The organism is Ramlibacter sp. JJN2-2R (genome assembly GCF_057747835.1).
Genome location: NZ_CM173226.1, coordinates 2,258,573 through 2,281,927 on the forward strand (window position 1 = coordinate 2,258,573; position 23,355 = coordinate 2,281,927).

Below are 23,355 nucleotides of genomic sequence, written 5' to 3' on the forward strand. Positions count from 1 at the left end.
AAAGGTCGTCATTGCGGGCTTGACCCGCAATCCAGCTCGGTGCCGGAACAAGCGCGCTGCCGCTACTCCGCCCCTTGCTGCAGCAACCGCTGCACCAGCGGATGCTGGATGCGCCGCTCCGCCGAGATGAGGAAGAAGTGCTCGACCAGCTCCGGCGCTTCCCCGATCAGCCGCAGGTCGGGATCGTTCAGCAGGTCCTCGCGCGACCGCGCCGAGGCCGGGAAGGCCCCCATCCCGCTGCGCCCGAAGGCGGCCAGCAGCGCGCTGTCCTCGAATTCGCCGGCCACTTGCGGGTGCAGCCCTTGCCGCTCGAACCACTGGTCGATGCGCGGGCGCACGGCGGCGTGACCCGTGGGCAGCAGCACCGGCATCTCGCCCAGGCAGGCCGGAAACGGCGACGCGCACCGCGCGGCCAGCCCCGCGGGCGCGAACCACGCCAAGGGCGCCTGGCCCAGCGCATGGCTGTACAGGCGCAGGTTGGGGTTGGGCGGGGCGGCTCGGTCGGACAGCACCACGTCCAGGCGGTGCAGCGCCAGGTCACCCAGCAGCCGATCGAATTCGTCCTCGTGGCAGAGCAGCCGCACGTTGGGCGCCTCCAGCGCGGGCTGCAGCAGGTGCCGCACGACCAGCTTGGGCAGGCCGTCCGAGATGCCGACGGCCAGCCGCAGGCCCTGGCCGGTCGCGGCTTCGCGCACCACGGCGGGAAGCTGCTCGCCCAACTGGAAGATCTGGTCGGCCTGCGCCATGGCGGCCACCCCGGCGTCGGTCAACGCCATGCCGCGACCGGCCGGCTTGAAGAGGGCGTGCCCGAGCGATTGCTCCAGCGCCCGGACCTGCGCACTGACCGTCTGCACCGCCATGCCCAGGCGGGCCGCGGCCCGGGCCATGCCGCCCTCCTTGGCGACGACCCAGAAGTAGTAGAGGTGGCGGTAGTTGAACGGCGCTGCCATCGGCCGAGTGTGCCTGCGGCAGCGCCGGGCCTGGCGCCAGGGCTCAGGCCGCGGGGCCGGCCTGCTGGATGCCGGCGATGACCCAGCCGTCGAAGCCGCTGCGCGACTTCGTCAGGTGCCAGATCTCGTCCAGGTCCTCGGGCACGGCACCCACCTGGTCGCGCACCCTGCCGGTGAACCGCACGCTCACCACGTAGCGGCCGTCTTCCTGCGTGACGTCGAGCACCTGCGCCTGCAGGCCGAAGACTTCCGTCTTCTGCGGCGCATCGCCGCGGCTGTCCAGGTCGGCGCGGACGATGTCGAACATCTCGGGCGTGAGGAACCCGCGCAGGCGCTCGAGGTCACGCGCATCGTTGGCGTCCTGCAGCGCGATGAACTGGGCCTTGGCGTTGCGCTCGAAGCCCGCCGTGTCGAAGTCGGCAGGGATGCCGGCAGGCTGCGTGCCCGCGGCCACGCCGCCCATGCCAGCACCGACGCGCGAGCCGATCAGCGATCCGCCTTGCTGCGCCGGCGTGGCGTCGTTGCGGAACATGCCCGGTGGCTGCAGCGGCTGGTCGCGCAGCGCGCCGCTGCCCATGCCGCCAGCGGCGGTGCCCAGCGCGGGCTGCTGGCCCATGGCGCGCTTGCGCAGGAAGAAGCCCACCAGCGCCAGGGCGGCCATCGCGAGCAGGCCGATCATCATCATGTTGGCCAGGGCTTCGCCGAACCCGAAGTGCGAGGCCAGCGCGGCCAGGCCCAGGCCCGCGGCCAGGCCGGCGATCGGGCCCATCCAGCTGCGCTTGGGAGCCGCCGCGGCTGCCGCAGCGGGCGCGGTGGCGCCGGCGGCCGGTGCGGCCTGCGACGGCGCGCCCTGCGCGTGGTTGCCCGCGGGCGGCTGGGTCGGCGTCGTGACGTTCTGGCGCTGCATGCCGCTGGACCGGGCGCCCCCCAAACGCTTGGCTTCGGCGTCGACCGCCAGCGTCAGCCCCAGGCTGAGAACGACGGCCATGAGTGCCACTGCTTTTTTCATGAAGAGTCTCCTTCGAGATCGAGTGTGAACAAGCAGGGTACGCCTTCCGCGGGAAAGATAAAAGCAGACGTTTGCTGCAGGTTGGTCAGGAAAAAGCGAACTGTCGAGGGCGACGGCCGGACATCGGCCATCGGTTGGACTGCAGGCCCGCAGCGGGCCATTCCTCTTGTGCGGATGAGCTGAGTGGTTTCGTCGCTACCACCTCGATGAGGATGGCATCCAGGAGCGGTAGGTAGGCGGCTTCCATGCGCCCAGGCCGCGGTGCGGCGAACCCGCGTCCCCTCGTGCCGAGGCGGCCGGGCAGGTTGAGCGAGGCCCCAGCGGACTGTCTCGATCCCGCAGCGTGCCAGGTGCATCACCTTTGCCGCATTGATGACGACGGCATCGGGGGTGCCCGAAGCGCCGGCACCGCCAACCGCCCGCAGCGAGACGCCGAGCGTCGCACTGTCAGAATACCGCGATGCATATCGCCATCCTGACCTTCCAGGGCTTCAACGAGCTGGACTCGCTGATCGCGCTTGGCGTCCTGAATCGCATCAAGAAGCCGGGATGGCGCGTCACGCTCTGCTGCCCGGAACCCGAAGTGACCTCGATGAACGGCGTCACCGTTCGGGCGCAGTCCGCCCTGGAGGATGCTGCCACGGCCGATGCGGTCCTCGTGGGAAGTGGCATCAAGACCCGCGAAGTCGTCGAGACGCCGGAACTCCTGTCGCGCATCAAGCTGAACCCGGACAGGCAGCTCATCGCTGCGCAGTGTTCAGGGACATTGGTTCTCGCAAAGCTCGGCCTGGTGGCCGGTGTGCCGGCCTGTACCGATCTGACCACCAAGCCTTGGGTGCAAGAGGCCGGCTTGGAGGTGCTGAACCAACCCTTCTTCGCCAGGGGCAACGTCGCCACCGCTGGGGGCTGCTTCGCCTCGCCGTACCTCGCGGCCTGGATCATCGCGCGCACCGAGGGCGTCGACGCCGCTGCTGCAGCGCTTCACTACGTCGCGCCGGTCGGCGAGAAGGACGCGTACGTGACCAACGCCCTCGGCAACATCACGCCCTACCTGCCACGGTGATGCCGGCACACATTCGAGGCGGCACGCCGCTCGAACGTCAGGGCTAGCAGGTCGAACGAGGTTGCGTAGCCGACCACCGTGACCGCGCTCGGCCGCAGGCGCGTGAAGCCTTCGGTCGCCCTCAGTGCGTTCGTCGCCACCACCTCGGTGAGGACGGCTCCCAGGAGCCGCAGGCAGGGCGTGCCCATCGCCTCAGGCGCCGGGTCAGCGGACGCGGGTGAAGTCCGTCATGCCGGGGCGGCCCGGCAGGTTGAGCGAAGCGCCCGCCGGCGGCGACGCCGCCAGCAGATGCCCCCGCCTCCAAACCTGCAGCCGGTTCGCCCGCAGCCGCACCGCCTCGGCCACATCGCCGGCCTGCAGCAGCACGAAGCTCGCATCGCAACCCTTCTCGATCCCGTACCCCTCCAGGTGCATCACCTTCGCCGCATTCGTGGTGACCGCCTCGAAGCATGCCTGGATGCCCTGCCGGCTCGTCATCTGCGCCACGTGCAGCCCCATGTGCGCCACCTCCAGCATGTCGCCCGATCCCATGCCGTACCAGGGGTCCATCACGCAGTCGTGGCCGAAGGCCACCGTCACGCCGGCGGCCAGGAGTTCGGGCACGCGCGTCATGCCGCGGCGCTTGGGGTAGGTGTCGTGGCGGCCCTGCAGGGTGATGTTGATCAGCGGGTTGGCCACCACGCTCACGCCGCTCTCGGCGATCAGCGGCAATAGCTTGCTCACGTAATAGTTGTCCATGCTGTGCATGGAGGTGCAGTGGCTGCCGTTCACGCGGCCCTGCAGGCCCAGGCGCTGCGCCTCGAACGCCAGCGTCTCGATGTGGCGCGAGAGCGGGTCGTCGGTCTCGTCGCAGTGCATGTCCACCAGCTTGCCGCGCTCGGCCGCGATCTCGCACAGCAGCTTCACGCTCGCGGCGCCCTCGGCCATGGTGCGCTCGAAGTGCGGGATGCCGCCGACGATGTCCACGCCCAAATCCAGCGCGCGCTGGAGGCTCTCGACGCCGGTCTTCTTGCGCAGCACGCCGTCCTGCGGGAAGGCCACCAGCTGCAGGTCGATGTAGCCGGCCACGCGCTTCTTCACCTCCAGCATCGCCTCCACCGGCAGCAGGCTCTGGTCGCTGGTGTCCACATGGCTGCGGATGGCCAGCAGGCCGCGGGCCACGGCCCAGTCGCAGTAGGCGAGGGCGCGCTCGATCATGTCCTCGGCCTTGAGCAGTGGCTTGAGCTCGCCCCACAGCTGGATGCCCTCCAGCAGCGTGCCGCTCTCGTTCACGCGCGGCAGGCCGTGGCTGAGCGTCGCGTCCATGTGGAAGTGCGGGTCGCAAAACGGCGGCGTGAGCAGGCAGCTCTGTGCGTCCACGGTCTCGTGCGCGGGCGCTTCGAGGCCGGGCGCGACGTCGGTGATCCTGCCGTCCTGGACGGCCACCGACATGCCGGTGCGGCCGTCGGGCAGGGTGGCGTTGGTGACGAGGAGGTCGAGCATGGGGTGTGGCTGCCTTCGGGTGGGCCTGGTGCAGGATAAGGCAGGCACTGGAAGCCTTCGTCCCCGCCTTCGCGGGGCGACGAGCAGGGGTGCCTGTCATGGCCGATGGCATGACCTGGCACGTCATCGACTGGGCGCGCGGCGGCGCGAAGAATCGCGGGCATCCCTTCCACTCGCCACCAAGGAGATCGCCATGCAAGCACCGACCCCGTCCCTCGACCAGCTCGTCGACACCCACCTTGCCGCCTACGCCGAGCCCGATGCGGCGCGCCGGATGGAGCTGCTGCGCGGCGTGTGGAGCCTCGAGGGCCGCCTCGTCGATCCGCCGTTCGAGTCGCGCGGCCACCAGGGCATCAGCGACCAGGCCGCGGCGCTGCTCACGCAGTTCCCCGGCCACCGCTTCGAGCGCACGACCGCGGTCGACGCGCACCACCAGATGCTGCGCTACGGCTGGCGGCTCGTCAGCCCGGGGGGCGCGCCGGTGGTCGAAGGCATCGACATCGCCGACCTGGACGTCGACGGCCGCCTGAGCCGAGTCGTGGGATTCTTCGGCGCCCAGCCGCCGGCGCTGGGGTGAGGGCTGCGGCGGATGGCGTCGTCAGGGCGGACTTGACCCGCTGTGCCCACGTGTTGTCATGGCGGCCTGACCCGCCATCCCACTGATGTCATGGCGGGCTTGACCCGCCATCCAGTCCGGTGGTCCTCATGCCGACGTCGCTGGATGCCGGGTCAAGCCCGGCATGACAGACAAATGCGGAGCCCGGCATGACGGCCAAGAGCGCCCCAGGGTCGTCATGGCGGGCTCGACCCGCCATCCAGTCCGGTCCTCATCCAGCCGCCGCTACTTCGTCCCGAAGATCCGGTCGCCCGCATCCCCCAGCCCCGGCAGGATGTAGCCGTGCTCGTTCAGCTGGCGGTCGATGGCCGCGGTGTAGATCGGCACGTCGGGGTGGGCCTTCTGCATCGCCGCGAGGCCTTCCGGGCAGGTGAGCAGGCAGACGAACTTGATCGACTTGGGCTTGAGCTCCTTGAGGCGCTCCACCGCCGCGATGGCCGAGTTGCCGGTGGCCAGCATCGGGTCGACCACGACCACGTCGCGCTCGTCCATGTGCTCGGGCATCTTGAAGTAGTACTCCACGGCCACCAGCGTCTTGGGGTCGCGGTACAGGCCGATGTGGCCCACGCGCGCGCCCGGCACCACCTGCAGCATGCCGTCGAGGATGCCGCTGCCGGCGCGCAGGATGGAGACGAACACCAGCTTCTTGCCGTCGATGACCTTGGCGGTCATCTTCTCCATCGGGGTCTCGATCTCGACGTCCTGCATCGGCATGTCGCGCGTGACCTCATAGGCCATCAGGGACGCGAGTTCGCCCAGCAGGCGCCGGAAGCTGTTGGTGCTCGCCTCCTTCTTGCGCATCAGCGTGAGCTTGTGCTGGACGAGCGGGTGGTCGATGAGGTGGACTTGGGACATGGCTGCGGGTCGGAAGGAGGGGACGGACCGACTATAGCCATTGGACTGGCTGTGTCTGCCCGTCATTGCGGGCTTGACCCGCAATCCAGTCCTGTGCCGGTCCCATGCGCCGGACCTGGATGCCGGGTCAAGCCCGGCATGACGACTCCTGGGCCTAGAACACCGTCCCGTCGCTGTGCACCTGCAGCGGCGGCAGGCCCTGGCGCGTGCGTTGGGCCAACTCGCGGCCGGCGGCCCAGGTGCCGCCTTCGAGCACGCAGGCCAGCGGCAGGTGCTCCTCGCTCATCGACAGCTCCGTGCGCACGGCGCCGGCCAGTTCGTCCAGCAGCGCGACGGTGAGGGCGCGCCACTCCACGATGATCTCGTCGCCCGGATGCCAGACCTGCCGCGCGGCCTCGGGCTCGCGCAGCTTGAGCACGCCGGTGTCCAGCAGCAGGCCGCCGTTGCGGTACTCGGGCAGCGCGGTCAGCTTGTCGATGCCGCGCACCTGCACGCCCGACCAGCGGAAGGGCTCGAGCAGCGAATAGGTGAGCCACTGCGACAGCTTGTGGAACGGCACCCAGCCGGCCGACGGCCCGTCACCGCGCACGGCCGCGTGCTGCCAGCAGTCGCCCAGCGGCACGCCGCCGATGCTGTGGCCCAGCGGCCAGATGCCGGACAGCGAGGCCAGGATCTGCGACAGGATGTCGTGCACCTCGACCTCGGCCGAATGCGCGATGCCGCCGTCGGCCATCAGCATCAGGTCGTACAGGCCGGCGGGCCGCGGCGGATCGCCCCACACCTCAGGCTGCTCGGACAACGCCTCGCCCAGCCGGCGCAGCAGGATGGCGCGGCCCTCCAGGCCCACCATGGGGTTGTGCTCGTGCACCTGGAAGGCCGTGGCCAGGTGGTCGGTGACCAGCGCGCGCAGGCCCTGCGCATCGGCCTGCAGCGGACGCAGCTTGTCGCTGGAGAACATGCCGGCGGTGAAGGCATGGAAGCTGGCGACCGCCAGCCCCTCCGAGCGGGTGTAGGTCTGGCCCGTGGCCGGCTCCAGGTACTTCCAGTCCGGGCCGGCGCCGGCGTCGAGCAGCACGCTGACGAACGCCAGGTCGACCATCGCGCGGGCCCGCGTGGCCGGCGGCGCGTCGCCCAGCAGTTCTTCCAGCTGGGCCCGGCGGTCCACGCCGCCGGCCTCGAAGTGGCGCCAGCGGCTGTGGAAGGGGATGTGCAGCCTGGGATAGCGGCGGCGCGTCGCGGCGGCCACTTCGGCCGCGGCGGGCCGCAGCCGGGCGTCGTCGACCGTGAACCAGGCGGAGTGGCCCACGCGGGCGCGGTCCAGCAGCTGGCCGCAGCGCTCGCGCACCGCCACCGTGGTGCGCAGCGTCGCTGCGGCGACCTCGCCCTGCGAGTGCCCGTGCACGAATTGGTTCGGGTCGGTCATTCGAGTCCCCGTCCGCGGGTTTCCTTCAGGCGCCGGGCATCGGGCACCTCGCCGGGCGTGAAGTAGCCGGCGGCCATCTTGGCGTCCATCTCGACGCGGGCGTCGGCCGGGATCAGGTCGTCGGGGATGTTGACGCGCTCGCCCACCTCGATGCCCGAGCCGGTGATGGCGTCGAACTTCATGTTGCTCATCGAGACCAGCCGGTGGATCTTGCGCACGCCCAGCCAATGCAGCACGTCGGGCATCAGCTCCTGGAAGCGCATGTCCTGCACGCCCGCCACGCACTCGGTGCGGGCGAAGTACTGGTCGGCGGTGTCGCCGCCCACCTGGCGCTTGCGGGCGTTGTAGACCAGGAACTTGGTCACCTCGCCGAGCGCGCGGCCTTCCTTGCGCGAGTAGGCGATCAGGCCCACCCCGCCGCGGCCGCCGGCCTCCCTGGGCTGCGCGCCGCGGATGCATTCCTCGATCGCGTGCGTCAGGTACGGCCGGCAGGTGCAGATGTCGGAGCCGAACACGTCCGAGCCGTTGCACTCGTCGTGCACGCGGGCCGTGAGTTCCACCTCGGGGTTCGCCAGGTCGCGCGGGTCGCCGAAGATGTAGATGGTCTGGCCGCCGATGGGCGGCAGGAACACGTCGAGGTCGCCGCGCGTGACGAGCTCGGGGTACATGCCGCCGGTCTCCTCGAACAGCACGCGGCGCAGGTCGGTCTCGGTGCAGCCGAATCGCCGGGCCACGCCGGGCAGGTACCACACGGGCTCGACGGCGGCCTTGGTGACCATGGCCGCCCCGTTGGCGGTGAGCAGCTTGCCGTCCGGAACCAGGCGGCCCTTCTGCACCGCCTCGATCACCTCCGGCAGGATGACGTGCGCCTTGGTCACGGCGATCGTCGGGCGGATGTCGATGCCCGCTGCGATCTCGTCCCGGAACGCGTCGGCCACCATGGCGCCCCACGGATCCAGGCTCACGATGCGGCCCGGGTCGGTCCACTGCGGATACGGGCCGATCGCGTCGGTGGGCGAGGTGTTGGTGAGGTCGGCCTTGTGGCTGCGCGAGAGGGCGCCGGCGGCGACCGCCAGCGCGCGGTACACGCTGTACGAGCCGCTGTGCGTGCCGATCACGTTGCGGTGCGCGCGCGAGGTCGTCGTGCCCACGACGGGCCCGCGCGCGGCCGGGCTGGACGCGCCCCAGTGGATGGTCGGTGCCCCGGTGCCCCCGCTGTGCGATGTCAGGCGGATGTGGCGAGGCGCGGACGTGTCGGAGGACATGCGCTGCTCCTAAAACGGAGACTTTAGCAAGGACCGCACCGCCGCGGTTGCGCCGATGGCGCCGCCGCGGGACGCGTCAGTGGGGCGCTTCGGGCGCGGCCGGCGGCCTGGCCGCCAGGCGGCGCAGGCGCTCCATCTCGCGCAGGTAGCCGGCCATGTAGTGCCGGTTGAAGAGGTGGTCCACCCAGTGCGGCAGGCGCTCGGCGTTCTGGTCGTAGAAGCCGGCGTACAGGTCCCACAGGCGCGCGTTGTCCACGAGCGAGGTCATGCTCAGCTTGCCCTTGAGCAGCGTGCCGCGCAGCCTGGCCGGGTCGAAGTCGCCGATCGCGCCCTCGGCCAGCGCGCGGGCGGCGACGCGCGTGGCGGCCTCGTGCGCCCTGGCCTCGGCCGCGGCTTCCTCCAGCGCCTGGCGCGCGGGCACGAAGCCGCCGGCGCCGTCCGGCATCCCCAGCAGGTACTGCAGCAGCTCCGGCAGCTGCATGCCCGTCTTGAGCGGGTTGGCGGCCTTGGCGCCGACCATGGTGCGGTCCTCGGCCTTCATGTCGCGCCGGGCCGCCACGCGCGTGTTCAGGTGCTCGCCCAGGCACTGCACGGCCTGGCGCACCTGGATGCCGAAGCGCTCCCAGTCGAAGTGAGCCTGGCCCGCGGGCAGCTCGATGCCCAGGCCGCGGCACAGCGACTGCAGCGCCAGGCGTTCGGGCGTGCTGGGGACGGAAGCGCCCGAGGGCGCCGGGGTGGCCGCGGGAGCTGGAGCGGCAGCGGCGGCCGGCGGGGTGAACGCGCCGGTGCCGCCGAAGGCGCCCAGGTCCTCGATGCGCCAGGAGGTGGAGGACGAGAACGGGTCGTCGAAGGGGCGCTGGACCGGCGCGGGGGCCGGTGCCGGCTGCGCCTGCGCCGGCGCCGACCACTGGTCCAGGAGCTCGGCCCAGGGGTCCTTGCCGGCGCCCGGCCGCGAATCGTCCGCGTGCGCCGAGCGCGTGACAGGGCCTGCGGGCATCGGCCGGGAACCCATGCCGGAGAAGCTGGTGGCGTCGAGGTCGGCGGACTGCGGCACGGCCGCGACGATCAGGGTGAAGGGGCCGATGCGGCCCGACTCGCCGTCGGCCAGCACGACCTCGTCGCCGGCGAAGTAGTCGCCGCGGTCGGTGTTGATCCCGTTGGCCGAGAGCACCTGGATGCGGGCGCCGTCCTCGGCCCAGTCGATGGACAGGTGCCGGCGCGAGATCAGGCGCTCGGTGTCGGGCAGGTAGACCGCCGCCTCGGGGTCGCGGCCCACCACGACGGTGGGCGTGGCCCGTTGCAGGGCCACGGTCTGCTCGAACGACGGGCCGGAGAAATGCAGGAGGTAGGACACGCCGGAAGTCCTGGCTCGACAAGAAGACAGCGCGATTGTGCATGGAGCCGGGCGGTGGCCGGCCGTTCACATCGGCCGCACATGCGCTGCGACGCCACGCGGGCCGGGATTTCCACACACATCAGCCGTAACGGCAATTGACACATCCGTAAACGGATGTAAGAGTTCCGTGGGACTTGGATCACTATTCCAGCTGAGGAGTCTGCCTTGAGGAAGAGAACTTTGGCGGCCATCGCGGCGGCTGCCGCCTGTTCGTTGCCCGCCGTTGCGCAACAGAACCGTCCCGACGCCGGGACCCTGCTCGAACCTCAACGCCAGCTGCCGTCCCTGCCGGCGCCCGCCACGGGGCCCGCGGTCCAGTTGCCGCAGGCGCGGCCGGCCGCCGCGTATTCCGAGGCCGTGAAGGTCACGCCCGCGGCGTTCCGCATCCAGGGCAACACCCTCTATCCCGAATCCGAGCTGATGCCGCTGCTGGCCGAGTTCACCGGCAAGCAGACCGACATGGAAGGCCTGGGCAAGGCGGCCGCCGCGGTGCGCCGCTACTACCGCGAGCGCGGCTACCTGCTCACCGAGGCCTACCTGCCCGAGCAGCAGTTCCCGGCCACCGGCGGCACGGTGGTCATCCAGGTCCTGGAGGCCCGGGTCGGCAAGGTGGCCGTCAAGGCCGAGGACGCGGGCGTGTCCGAGTCGCTGGCCGCCGACATCGTCAACCGGTCGCTCAAGCCGGGCGACCCGATTTCCGAGTACGCGCTGGAAAAGCCCGTGCTGCTGCTGCGCGACCTGGTGGGCTTCGACGCCACCGCCTCGGTGCAGCCCGGCGCCAATGCGGGCGAGGGCGACATCACCGTGCTGGTGAAGTCCTCGGGGCCCAGGTACGACGGGGTGGTGGGCATCGACAACTTCGGCGCCCGCAGCGCCGGCCAGAACCGCGCCTACGCGTCGGCCAACTGGAACAACCCGACTGGCCGTGGCGACGTGTTCAGCATCCGCGTGCAGGCGGCCGACCAGTCGCACTCGGACCTGTACCGCCTGGCCTACAGCACCACTTTGGGCGGCGCGGCCACCAAGGTCGGAGTGAGCGCCATGCGCACGCAGTACGCGCTGGGCAAGCAGTTCGCGGCGCTGGGCGCCACCGGCGACGCCACGATCTACAGCCTGAACGCCACGCAGCCGATCATCCGCTCGCGCACGCGCAACGTGCTGGGCGCGGCCACGTTGGAGCGCAAGTACCTGGACGACGTGACCACCACCCCGCCGAGCGACTCGCGCAAGCGCGTGGACACGCTGCGACTGAGCGTGCTGGGCAACTTCGTCGACGAGCTGGCCGGCGCCTCGTTCAACAGCTACTCGGTGAACTTCACCGCGGGCAAGCTGGAGATCGACCCGGTCAACCTGGCGCTCGACCAGGGCGCCTCGGGCCTGCACACGGCGGGTTCGTTCAGCAAGGTCAACGTCGAATACCTGCGCACCACCTTCGTGTCGGCCCGCGGGCGCATCGCCGCGGCGGTGCAGGGCCAGGTGGCCAGCAAGAACCTCACCTCGGCCGAGAAGCTGGGCCTGGGCGGCCCCAACGGCGTGCGCGGCTACCCGGTGGGCGAGGGCGTCGGAGACACCGGTGCCATCGTCAACCTCGAATACCGCCACCAGCTGACCGAGCTGGCGGGCAAGGTGCCCGTGAGCGCCAGCGCGTTCTACGACTGGGGCCACGTCCGATACAACGAAGGCGGCGTGCCCGCAGCCCTGGCCGCCACGACCGCCGTGGCCGACACTCTGCGCTCGGTCGGCCTGGGCTTCACGGTCGGCAACTTCGGCGACTTCCTGCTCACCACGCAGGTGGCCTGGCGCCTCACGCGGGCGCCGTCCTCCGATCCCGACAAGCGCCCCCGCGTCTGGGTGTCGCTGCAGAAGTGGCTCTGACCCCGTCGCGCCACCCGCCCCATCCCCGCAGTCACCGAAGTCGCAGTCCCGTTAGTGCCCAAGGAGGCAGCATGAACACCCGTCCCGCCCATCGCCACTCGAGCATCCGCACCGTCGTCGTCCAGGTCACGCGCAAGCTGCGCATGGTCTACCGCGCGCGCCCGGGGCTGTCGCGGCTGCTGTCCCGGTTGCTGGCCGGCCTGATGGCCACGCTGGCGACCGCCTTCATGTCGACGGTGTTCGCGCTTCCCAAGGGCGGCGTCGTGCAGTCGGGCACGGTGACGATCAACACGCCCACCGCCAACTCGATGGTGGTCAACCAGGGCAGCAACAAGGCGGTCATCGACTGGAACAGCTTCTCCATCGGCAGCGGCCAGTCGGTGCAGTTCGTGCAGCCGGGCGCCAGTTCGGTGGCGCTGAACCGGGTGGTGGGCGGCGACCTCTCCTCGATCTACGGCACCCTCACCGCGAACGGCCAGGTGTTCCTGGTCAACCCCGCCGGCGTGCTGTTCGCACCGGGCGCGCGCGTGGATGTGGGCGGGCTGGTCGCCTCGACGCTGAGCCTGAGCAACGGGGACTTCCTGGCGGGCAACTACAGCTTCCAGGGCACGGGCGGCACCGTGGTCAACAACGGCGCCATCCGCGCCGGCTACGTGGCGCTGGCCGCGCCGCAGGTCACCAACACCGGCAGCATCGATGCGCCGCAGGGCTCGGTGGGCCTGCTGGCGGGCTCGCGCGTGACGGTGGATCCCAACGGCGCCGGCCTGGTGAAGTTCTCGGTGGACGCCGGCGCGGTGAACGCCGCGGTGGCCAACAGCGGCACCATCACCGCCGACGGCGGCCAGGTGCAGATCGCCGCCAGCGCGCTGGGCGACACGCTGGCCACGGTGGTCAACCAGTCGGGCGTGGTGCGCGCCAACAGCATCGCCAACCAGAACGGCACCATCGTGCTGAGCGGCGGCGGCACGGGCGTCGTCAAGGTGACCGGCACGCTGGAGGCCAGGGGCGCCAATGCCGGCGAGACGGGCGGCACGGTCAAGGTGCTGGGCGATAAGGTCGGCATCGGTGGCACGGCGGTCGTCGATGCCAGCGGCGACGCCGGCGGCGGAACGGTCCTCGTGGGCGGCAACTGGCAGGGCAAGGGGTCCGAGCAGAACGCCAGCGCCGCCGCTGTTGCCACCGGCGCGCGCCTGGCCGCGGACGCGGGGTCGACTGGCAACGGCGGCACCGTCGTCGTCTGGTCGGACGGCAACACCGCCGTCGGTGGGGCCATCAGCGCCAAGGGTGGCGCGCAAGGCGGCAACGGCGGCCGGGTCGAAACCTCCGGCAAGGGCGGCCTGGTGGTCGCCCGCTCCACCACGGTGAACACGTCCGCCGCGCACGGGGCCACGGGCAACTGGCTGCTGGATCCGATGAACATCGTCGTGGCCAGCGGTGGGGCGGCGGCGCTCGGCGACGTCGACCAGTTCGCCGACTTCCCCGGCACGACGCAGACCATCGATCCGGCGACGATCAATCCGTCGGCCACCACGGTGACCCTGCAGGCGACCAACAACATCACCGTCAACAACGCCATTGCGATGACGACGAACGGTGCAGGTCTGGTCGCGCAAGCCGGCAACAACATCGCGGTCAACGCCGGCATCACGACCACCAACGGCTCGATCATCCTGTCGGCGAACGACTCCGGCTCGGGGTCGGCCACCGGCGTTGGCAGCGTGACGCTCAATGCGCCGCTCAACTCGGGCACGGCCGGCATCGCCGTGACCAACAACGGCAGCAGTGCGGCCCATTCGATCGCCTCCAACATCTCCGCCGGCGGCAGCATCGGCGTGACCGGTGCCATCAGCCTGTCGAGCGCGGCGGCCCTCACGGCGGGCGGCCTGATCGACGTGGGCAACGTCACCGGCAACGGCAACAACCTGTCCCTGACCGCCGGGGGCGGGGTCACCGCGGGCTCGGTCAGCGGGCTCATTGACATCACCACGGGCGCCGGCACGAACGTCTCGGCGACCGGCCTGTCCACGGGCACGGCCAGCCTCGGCGGCAACGTCACGACCAGCGGCGCGCAGCAATACACCGGGACCGTGACGCTCACGGGCAACGTGTCGCTCTCGTCGTCCGCGTCGACCATCACCACCGGCAACATCGCCGGCGGGGCGAATTCGTTCAGCGCCACCAGCGCCGGCAACCTGACGACCGGCAACATCACGGCCAACAACCTGACGCTGAACTCCGGCGGGCTGGTCACCACCAACACCCTGAACGTCGCCGGCAACTACAGCGTGACCGGCCAGGATTTCTCTGGGTCCCTGTCGCCCATCTTCGGCAGCGCCACCAGCAGCTTCACCATCGTCGACACGGCGGGCGGCCTGTTTCAGGGCGCAGTCACCGCCCCGGGCAACCTGAGCATCACCACGCAGAACGGCGGCAGCCTGACGATCGGGTCCGCGACGTCCACCACCGGCAACGTGAACCTGGCCGCCACCGGCGGTGGCACGGTCTCGCTCGGCGGCAACGTCACGGCCGCCGGGAACGTGACCATCGGCGGGCCCCTGTCGCTCTCGGCCAACGCCGCGCTCAGTGCCGGCGGCGGCACGGGCACCGTGGCGGTCGCCGGCGTCACCGGCAACGGCAACAACCTGTCCCTGACCGCCGGCGGCGGCGCCAGCAGCAGCGGGTCGATCAGCGGCGTCAACACGCTGACGACGAGCAACGGCACCAGCCTCAGCGCCGGCAGCACCTCGGCCAGCAGCGCGGTGCTGGGCGGCAACGTCACGACGACCGGGGGGCAGACCTACGGCAGCACGCAGCTGAACACGAACGCCAGCCTCACCGGCGGCGGTGCTTCGACGCTCAGCCTCGGCACGGTCACCGGCGGCGCCAACAACCTGGCGACGAGTGCCGGCACGACCAGCATCACCAGCGGGTCGGGCCTGGGCACGGTCAACGTCACCGGCGCCCTGACCACCGGCGGCGCCATCAATGCGGGCAAGCTCTCGGTCAGCGGCGCCGCGACGCTGGGCGGCAACGTCACCACCAGCGGCGGCCAGCAGACCTACGGCAGCGTGGCGCTATCGGGCAACGCGCAGCTGCAGGACTTCGGCGGCGGCACGATCGGCCTGGGCAGCTCGGTCACCGGCAACAACAAGAACCTGCAGCTCATCTCCGGCGGGGGCGCCAGCAGCACCGGCGCGATCAGCGGCGTCGCGCTGCTCAAGACCAACAGCGGCACGAACCTGAGCGCCACCGCGATCTCGGCCACCGACGCCAGCCTGGGCGGCACCTGGACCGCGACCGCGGGCAACGTGGCCATCGCCAACAGCACGCTCCTCACGGGCAACGCGACCATCACGGCCAATGGCCCGGCCGGCACCATCGCGCTGGGCAACCTCAACGCCGGCGCCAACAGCCTGGGGCTCACCGCGCTGGGCGGCGCAACCGCCGGCACGGCTTCCGGCATCGGCCAGCTGACCACCGCCAACGGCACGAACCTGACCGCCGCGAGCGTGCAGGGTGCCACCTTCACCCTCGGCGGGAACCTGACGGCGACGGCGGGCAACATCAGCGCCGGCGCGTCGACGACCCTCACCAACGACGCGGTCATCACCGCGGGCGCCGGCACCATCTCGCTGGGCACCGTCACCGGTGGCGGCAAGAACCTCACCGTCACCGGCAGCGCGGACGTGACCACCGGCAACATCTCCGGCGTCAACAACCTGTCCTTCACGGCCGGCACGGCCAACCTGCTCACGACGGGCACCGTGGGCGTGGCGGGCAACTACTCGGCGACCGCCGGCGATTTCAGCGGCTCCCTGCCGGCGTCGGTGGCGGGCAACTACACGATCACGGACACCAGCGGCGGCCTGACCTTCGGCGGCAGGACCGCGGGGGGCAACCTGAGCGTGACGACCACCAACGGCGGCTCGCTGGCCATCCTGGGCGGCGCCATGACGTCGACCGGCGGCGCCGTGAACCTGGCGAGCGCGGGCACGCTGTCCATCGACGGGGCCGTGTCCGCGGCCACGACCGTGGCCCTGAGCGCGACCGGTGCGGTGACGCAGTCGGCCGCGATCACGTCCAACGGGCTGCAGCTCCTGGGCGGCGACTCGTACACGTTGACGAACGCCGGCAACAGTGTCGGCACCGTCGCAGCCAGCCTCACCGGCTCCGGCGACCTGGCGGTGACCAACAACGGCTCGCTCACGGTGGGCACGGTCAACGGCACCAGCGGCATCAGCGCCGGCGGCAACGTCACGCTCAAGGCGGGCGGGGCCGCTTCGGACCTGACCGTCACCAAGGGCATCACCGTCACGAGCGCGTCCGCCAAGACGCTGACGCTGCAGGCGGATCGTGACGTCCAGGTCGGCGACGCCACGTCGTCGATCGCCGTGTCCGCCGGCGGGGCAGGCGCCCTGAACGTCGACCTCAACTCGGACCGCGACGCGTCCGGCACCGGCGCGGTGGTGTTCAGCTCCACCGGGGCCAACACGGTCAGCGTCACCACCAATGGCGGGAACCTGTCCGCGCACGGCGGCACGCTCGCCACCGACCGGGCCACGGGCTACAGCAGCGCGCGCCGCAGCGGCGTGGCCGTGAACGCCGGCACCTCGATCAACACCGGCGCCGGCAGCGTCAGCATGTACGGCCAGGGCTTCAACGGCGCCAGCGGGTCGGCCAACGGGCAGATCGGCGTGGCGGTCATCGGCAACATCACCACCAGCGGCGGCAACGTGATGCTGGACGGCATCGGCGGCAACCGCGTCGACGGCACCGGCAGCGCGCACGGCATCGTCGTGCAGGACGCCACCATCGACACGTCGAGCGGCGCCGGCAGCATCACCCTGGTCGGGCAGGGCGGCACGGTCACGGGCACGGGCAGCGGCGGGTCGGCGGGCGTGGTGATCACGAACGCCACCACGGGATCCACCGTGACGGCCGGCGCGGGCGGCATCGCCATCACCGGCACCGGCGCCACCGCGGGCCAGAACAACGTGCAGGGCGTGTACATCGGCGGCGGCTCCAACCCGGGCGGCTCCGTCGTGCAGACCACCGGCGGCGGCGCCATCGCCATCACCGGCACCGCCGGGACGACCAGCAACACCTCGGCCGTGGCCTTCGGCGTGCAGGTCGGTGGGACGGGCGCCGTGGGCACGGTCCGCACGGACACGGGCGCGATCACGGCCGTCGGCACGGGCGGCACCCACAGCGTGGGCGGCTCCGGCGCCCAGGCCCGCAACGGCGTGGCCGTGCTGAACGGCTCCACGGTCGCCACCACGGGTGCGGGCAGCGTGGCGCTGGTGGGGCAGGGCGGCACGGACGGCACCAACCTCTCGGCCGGCGTGTTCGGCGGCGGCGCCACCAGCAACACCATCGGTGGCGCGAACGCCACGTCGGTGCTGCTGGAATCCACCGGCGGATCCGGCATCCAGTTGTTCAGGACGAACGTCACCGCGGCCACCGCCGGTGGCACCGTCACGGCCAATGCGGTGGGTGGCGGCAACATCACCGCCGACGCGAACAGCGCGGTCGTGGCCGATGGGCTGCGGGTCCTGGGGGATACCACCGCAACGGCGGCCAGCTTCGCGTCGACCTCCAACGCGGTCAACACGCTCGCGTCCAACCTGTCGGCCGCGGGCTCGTCGCTCGCCTACACCCAGGGCGTGACGCCGCTGGCGATCGGGTCGGTCACTTCGGTCGCCACCAACGGTGCGGCCGCGACGACCACGAACGGCATCACGGTGAACGGCGGCAACGTGGCCGTCTCCACCGCCGGCGCGCTCACCATCCAGGCAACTGGCGACATCACTGCGGGCGGCACCGTCGACCTCACGGGCACGGGTGGCATCTCCACCGCCGGTGACGTGACCACGACCGGGGCCCTCAGCTTCAACAACGACGTCACGCTCACCGGCGCGGTGGCGCTGTCCACCGGCGCCGGCGCGATCTCCGTCGGCAACCTCGCAGGCGGCGGCAACGACCTGGCCATCGCGTCGTCCGGCACGACCACGCTGGCGAACGCCACCGGCATCGGCACGTTCACGGCGGGGACGAATGGCACCACCAACGGCAGCATCAGCGCCGCCACCTACAACCTGAACGGCGGCACCGTCAATGCGACGCTGGGCACCGGCACGTTGAACCAGGTCGCCGGCACCACGGTGCTGAACGGCAGTTCCTCCGCCGCCACGGTGAACGTGAACGGCGGGGCCTTGGCCCTCAACGCCGCCGAGCGGCTGGCGGATGGCGCGGCGGTGACCGTCGCCGGCGGCGCGGGGCTGGGCCTGGGCGGGGACGAGACCATCGGCAGCCTGGCCGGCTCGGGCTTCGTGGCCCTCAACGCCAGCACGCTGACCACCGGCGGCAACGGCGCCTCGACGACCTTCTCCGGCGTGGCCGGCGGGTCCGGGGGCCTGACCAAGGCCGGCACGGGCACGATGGTCCTGGCGGGCTCGAGCACCTACACCGGCGCCACCACGGTCAACGGCGGCACGCTGCAGGTGGGCGGCACCAGCATCGCCGATGCGAGCGCGGTGACCGTGGCCGCGGGCGCGACGCTGGCCCTGGCCGGCAGCGAAACGGTGGGCTCGCTCGCCGGTGCCGGCAACGTCGCCCTGGGCGCGAACACGCTGACGGCGGGCGGCGACAACTCGTCGACCACCTTCTCCGGCGTCGCCAGCGGCACGGGAGGCCTGGCCAAGGCCGGCACGGGCACGATGACCCTGGCCGGTGCCAACACCTACACCGGCGCGACCACCGTCAATGGCGGCACGCTGCAGGTGAACGGGGACAGCATCGCCGACACCAGCGCGGTCACGGTCAATGCGGGCGCGACACTCGCCCAAACGTCGGGCACGTCGGAAACCATCGGCTCGCTGGCAGGGGCAGGCAACGTGTCGCTGGGCGACAGCGCCATGACCGTCGGCGGCAACAACGCGTCGACGACGTTCTCGGGCAGCGCCAGCGGCACCGGCGGCTTCATCAAGGTCGGCACCGGCACCATGACGCTGTCGGGCGCCAGCACGTACACCAGCGGCACCCTGGTGGGCGGCGGCACGCTCGCCATCACCAGCGCCACGGGTGCCAGCACGTCCGGCATCACCGTCGGCGGCAACACCCTGGTGGTCAACGGCGTCACGATCGCCAACAACGTCACCGTCAACGGCGGCACGGTCGGTGGCGTCGGCGCGGCGGGCATCAGTGGCGGCGTCACTCTCGCAGGCACCAGCACGTTCGACACCACCGCCGGTGGCGACACCCTGGCCGTCTCCGGAACGGTCAGCGGCCCGGGCGGCCTCAACAAGACGGGCGCGGGCAACCTCATCCTGTCCGGCACCAACACCTACGCCGGCGCGACCACCATCGCCGGCGGCACGCTGACGGCGGCCGGCGGCGCAGCCATCGCCGACGGGAGCGCGGTCACGGTCGCCGCGGGCGCGACCCTGGCCCTTGCGGCGAACGAGACGATCGGCAGCCTGGCGGGCAGCGGCGCGGTCACGCTCGGCGCCAACACGCTCGCCACCGGGGGCGACGGCACCAGCACCACGTTCAGCGGCGGCATCTCCGGCACCGGCAACCTCGTCAAGCAGGGGGCCGGCAACTTCACGCTGTCGGGCACCAACACCTATTCCGGCACGACCACCGTCACCGGCGGCACCCTGACGCTGTCGGGCGGCGGCGCGCTGGCCGACGGCAGCACGTTGGACGTCGCGGCGGGCACGACGCTGGCCGTGGCGGGCAGCGAGACGGTCGGCACGGCCAACGTGGACGGCACGCTGTCCGGCGCGGGCACGCTGACGGCCACCACGTACAACCTGGACGGGGCCACCGTCGACGCCAACCTCGGCACGGGCACGCTGAACAACGTCGGGGGCACGAGCACGCTCAACGGCACCGCGGGCGTCGGCACGGTGAACGTCAATGCGGGCACGCTTGCGCTCGGCCCGACGGCCGACCGGCTCACCGCGCCGGGCACGATCTCGATCGCTGCCGGCGCGACGCTGGACACGGGGTCCGCCAGCCAGTCCTTCGGGACCGCGGCGATCGGCAACGCGGGCAGCCTTGTGACGGGCAACGCCATCAGCGCCGGCTCGATCTCGGGCGCCGGCACCGCGACGCTCGGCGGCAACGTGACGACCACCGGGGCGCAGACCTACGGCGGCGGCGTGACGCTGGCCAACGATGCGACGCTCACCGGCCCGACCATCGGCGCCGCCAGCATCGACGGCGGGACCCACAACCTGACCCTCGTCGGCCAGGCCACCGTCGGCGGCGCCGTCGCGAACGTCGGCAACCTGGTGACCGCCACCGGCAGCGACCTGTGGGCGGCCAGCGTGTCGGCTTCCGGCCCCAGCAGCCTGGGCGGCAACGTCACCACGACCGGCGCCCAGGCCTACGGCAACACGCTCGCGCTGACGCAGGATCTGACGCTGGCCAGCACCGGCGGCGGCGCCATCGGCGTCACGGGCGCGCTCACCGGCAACGGCCATGCGCTGACGGCCAACACGTCGGGGGCGACCAGTTTCGGCAGCACCGTCACGGCCGGGTCACTGGCGACCGACGCCGGCGGCACGACGAGCCTGGGCGGCAACGTCACCACCACCGGCGCGCAGTCCTATGGCGACGCCGTCACGCTCGCGACCGACGTCGTGCTCACCGGGTCGTCCATCGGCGCCGCCAGCATCGACGGCGGCACGCACGCCCTGACGCTCGCGGGCCCGACCGCGGCCACCGGCGCGATCGGCAACGTCGGCGCGCTCACGACCACGTCGACCCTGGCTGCGGACAGCGTGTCCGCCGGGTCGGCCAGCCTGGGCGGCAACGTCACGACCGCGAATGCGCAGTCGTTCACCGGCGGCGTGACGTTGACGAACAACGTGACGCTCGCGGGCGGCGCGGTCACCATCGGCGGGGCCGTCACCGGCGGCGCGAACGCGCTGGCCGTGAACTCCGCTGGCACCACCACCTTCGGCGGCACGGTCGACGCCGCGTCGCTGACCACCGACGCGGGCGGCACGACCAGCCTGGCCGGCAACGTGACCACCACTGGCTCGCAGGCCTACGGCGACGCCGTGACGCTGGCCGGCAATGCGACGCTCACCGGCCCGACGATCGGCGCGGCCAGCATCGACGGCGGGACCCACAACCTGACCCTCGTCGGCCAAGCCACCGTCGCCGGCGCCATCGCGAACGTCGGCAACCTGGTCACGGCCACCGGCAGCAACCTGTCGGCAGCCAGTGTCTCGGCTTCCGGCCCCAGCAGCCTGGGCGGCAACGTCACCACGACCGGCGCCCAGGCCTACGGCAACACGCTGGCGCTGACGCAAGACCTGGCGCTGGCCAGCAGCGGCGGCGGCGCCATCGGCGTCACGGGCGCGCTCACCGGCAACGGCCACGCGCTGGCGGTCAACACCGCGGGCGCGACGACGTTCGGCGGCACGGTCACGGCGGGCAGCGTCACGACCGACGTCGGCGGCACCACCATCCTGGGCGGTGACGTGACCGCGGCCAGCCAGGCCTACGGCGACCCCGTCACGCTGGCCACCAACGTCACGCTCACCGGCGCGGTCACCTCCGGCGCCATCACCGGCGGCGGCAACAACCTCTCCATCGCGGGCAGCCTGTCCGGCGGCGCCGTGTCGGGCATCGGCGCCCTGACCACGACGTCGGGCAGCGCAGTGGCGGCCAGCAGCGTGGCCGCCGGCAGCGCCAGCCTGGGCGGCAACGTCACCACCACCGGCGCGCAGGCCTATGCGGGCCCGGTGGCGCTGACCGGCAACAGCGTCCTGGCCAGCTCCGGCGGCGGTGACATCCAGCTCGGTGGTGCCGTCAGCGGCGCCGGTGCGCTGGCGGTCCACACCGCCGGCGCCACGACGTTCGGCGGACCGGTCAACGTCGCCTCGCTGAACACCGATGCAGGCGGCACGACCAGCCTGGCCGGCAACGTGACCACCACCGGCGGCCAGACCTACGGCGACAGCGTGTCGTCCGGCGGCATCACCGTCCGCAGCACGGGCGCGGGCACGATCGCCTTCGACGGCACCGTGGGCGGCTCCGCGCTGACCGTGAGCAATGCCGGCGCGACCAACTTTGCCGGCGCGGCCAACCTGGGCACGTTCACCACGCAGGGCGGCGGCAGCGTCAACGGCCCGGGCCTCATCACCGCCGGCACGTACAACCTGAACGGCGGCACGGTGAACGCCAGCCTGGGCGGCGGCACGCTGAACCAGGCGAGCGGCAGCACGGCGCTCAACGGCCAGGCGGCCGCGGGCACCGTCAACGTGAACGCGGGCACGCTGACGCTGGGCAACACGGCCAACCGCCTGAGCGCACCGGCGACGGTCGCCATCGCCGCCGGCGCGACGCTGAACACCGGCTCGGCGGCCCAGTCGCTCGGCTCGGCCGCGGTGAACAACAACGGCACGCTCACCACCGGCAACACGTTGTCGCTGGGCAGCCTCACCAACGCCGGCACCCTGAGCACGGGCGGCGCGCTGGTGGCATCCAGCGTGAGCAGCAGCGGCACCGCCCACCTGGGCGCCGACGTCACGACCACCGGCTCGCAGGCCTACAGCGGCAGTGTGTCGACGGCAGCGGGCTCCACCCTGGCGGCCGGCGGCAACATCACCGCCTCCGGCACGGTGCTCGTCGGCGACGCCACCACGCTGAACCTCACGGGGTCGGGCGCGGCCGACGTGACGGGTGACTTCCAGGGCGCGGTGAAGGTGGCCGGCACCGGCCAGGCGATCACGCTCTCGGACACCAGCGCGGCGACGCCGTTCGTGATCAACCAGCTGTCCGGCGCGGGCAACGCGGCGGTGACGCTGGCGTCCGCCGGCGCGATGACGGTCGACGCGGCCAACCTCGGCCCGATCGGCACGCTCAACGCCACCACCAGCAACGGCGCCATGCTGTTCGCCAACTCCAGCACGGTGAAGAAGGGGCAGCCGGGCGTGCTGGCCACGGGCGGCATCACGCTCAAGGTCATCGGCGGCGACCTGAACACGCAGGCCAGCCCGATGTACATCAACGCCAACACGCCGAGCGTGCACGTCACGATCGACGCGCTGTTCCGGGCCTACCTGGCCGGCAACGTGGGCGCCGACGCGGTGACCGCGCAGCTGTTCAGCAACGCGTTCGCCAACACCGGCGCCACGCAGGCCGAGCTGGCGCGCTGGGTGCTGCACGAGCTCAAGCGCAACGTGGGCGTGGGGGTGGTCGAGGACCTGGTGCTGTTCGGCACGACCGACATGGACGGCATCGTGGCGCCGCTGAGCTTCCGCAACCTGGCGATCCAGACGCCCAAGTGCGTCCCGGAACAGCTCAACGCCCAGCCCTGCAACTGACGCCGGCCGTCGACGGGCGCAGGAGGATGCGTGACATCCTCCTGCTTTCCGCTCGCGTTGCGGTGGTGCGACCCAT

General features: G+C 71.8%; 12 protein-coding genes. 4 read left to right on the forward strand and 8 right to left on the reverse strand.

What is annotated here, in order from left to right; all coding sequences use genetic code 11:
• Positions 1-62: 62 nt before the first annotated feature.
• Together AC3ANR_RS11095 and AC3ANR_RS11100 are read right to left on the reverse strand one after the other, a co-directional pair.
• Positions 63-950 (reverse strand): LysR family transcriptional regulator, encoded by an 888-nt coding sequence (locus AC3ANR_RS11095; protein ID WP_488288170.1) that lies wholly within the window; start codon positions 948-950, stop codon positions 63-65.
• Positions 951-993: 43 nt separating this feature from the next.
• Positions 994-1,959 carry a Tim44 domain-containing protein gene (locus AC3ANR_RS11100; protein ID WP_488288171.1) on the reverse strand — a complete coding sequence of 322 codons (966 nt, stop codon included), beginning with the start codon at positions 1,957-1,959 and terminating at the stop codon, positions 994-996.
• Positions 1,960-2,419: 460 nt separating this feature from the next.
• Here AC3ANR_RS11100 and AC3ANR_RS11105 point away from each other — a divergent pair, with 460 nt between their 5' ends.
• Positions 2,420-3,022, forward strand: a complete 603-nt coding sequence (locus AC3ANR_RS11105) for a DJ-1/PfpI family protein (RefSeq protein WP_488288172.1) — start codon at positions 2,420-2,422, stop codon at positions 3,020-3,022.
• Here the strand turns inward: AC3ANR_RS11105 and AC3ANR_RS11110 are convergent.
• Together AC3ANR_RS11110 and AC3ANR_RS11115 are read right to left on the reverse strand one after the other, a co-directional pair.
• Entirely contained in the window at positions 3,007-3,210 is a 204-nt protein-coding gene (locus AC3ANR_RS11110) for a DMT family transporter (RefSeq protein WP_488288173.1), read from the reverse strand. The genes AC3ANR_RS11105 and AC3ANR_RS11110 overlap by 16 nt on opposite strands.
• A 16-nt stretch (positions 3,211-3,226) precedes the next feature.
• On the reverse strand, positions 3,227-4,504 hold the full coding sequence (locus AC3ANR_RS11115; RefSeq protein ID WP_488288174.1) for an amidohydrolase family protein: 1,278 nt from the start codon (positions 4,502-4,504) through the stop codon (positions 3,227-3,229).
• A gap of 193 nt (positions 4,505-4,697) precedes the next feature.
• On the opposite strand from AC3ANR_RS11115, the gene AC3ANR_RS11120 reads away from it, so the two are divergent.
• Positions 4,698-5,081: a nuclear transport factor 2 family protein gene (locus tag AC3ANR_RS11120; RefSeq protein WP_488288175.1), complete on the forward strand. Its 384-nt coding sequence runs from the start codon at positions 4,698-4,700 to the stop codon at positions 5,079-5,081.
• Between the two features lie 264 nt (positions 5,082-5,345).
• Here the strand turns inward: AC3ANR_RS11120 and upp are convergent, their stop codons facing one another.
• The 4 genes from upp to tagH form a co-directional block, all read right to left on the reverse strand.
• Entirely contained in the window at positions 5,346-5,975 is a 630-nt protein-coding gene (gene upp, locus AC3ANR_RS11125; protein ID WP_488288176.1) for a uracil phosphoribosyltransferase, read from the reverse strand.
• 154 nt (positions 5,976-6,129) lie between these two features.
• The gene (locus AC3ANR_RS11130) at positions 6,130-7,398 is read right to left on the reverse strand and encodes a URC4/urg3 family protein (RefSeq protein WP_488288177.1); all 1,269 of its coding nucleotides are present in this window, start codon (positions 7,396-7,398) and stop codon (positions 6,130-6,132) included.
• The gene (locus AC3ANR_RS11135) at positions 7,395-8,663 is read right to left on the reverse strand and encodes a GTP cyclohydrolase II (protein WP_488288178.1); all 1,269 of its coding nucleotides are present in this window, start codon (positions 8,661-8,663) and stop codon (positions 7,395-7,397) included. Before AC3ANR_RS11135 ends, AC3ANR_RS11130 begins: the two co-directional genes overlap by 4 nt.
• A gap of 76 nt (positions 8,664-8,739) precedes the next feature.
• Positions 8,740-10,017, reverse strand: coding sequence for a type VI secretion system-associated FHA domain protein TagH (gene tagH / locus AC3ANR_RS11140; protein ID WP_488288179.1), 1,278 nt, complete (start codon positions 10,015-10,017; stop codon positions 8,740-8,742).
• A gap of 207 nt (positions 10,018-10,224) precedes the next feature.
• Between tagH and AC3ANR_RS11145 the strand changes: the two genes are divergently transcribed.
• Together AC3ANR_RS11145 and AC3ANR_RS11150 are read left to right on the forward strand one after the other, a co-directional pair.
• Entirely contained in the window at positions 10,225-11,934 is a 1,710-nt protein-coding gene (locus AC3ANR_RS11145) for a ShlB/FhaC/HecB family hemolysin secretion/activation protein (RefSeq protein ID WP_488288180.1), read from the forward strand.
• 71 nt (positions 11,935-12,005) lie between these two features.
• Positions 12,006-23,279 (forward strand): filamentous hemagglutinin N-terminal domain-containing protein, encoded by an 11,274-nt coding sequence (locus AC3ANR_RS11150; RefSeq protein WP_488288181.1) that lies wholly within the window; start codon positions 12,006-12,008, stop codon positions 23,277-23,279.
• The last annotated feature ends 76 nt before the right edge of the window (positions 23,280-23,355 follow it).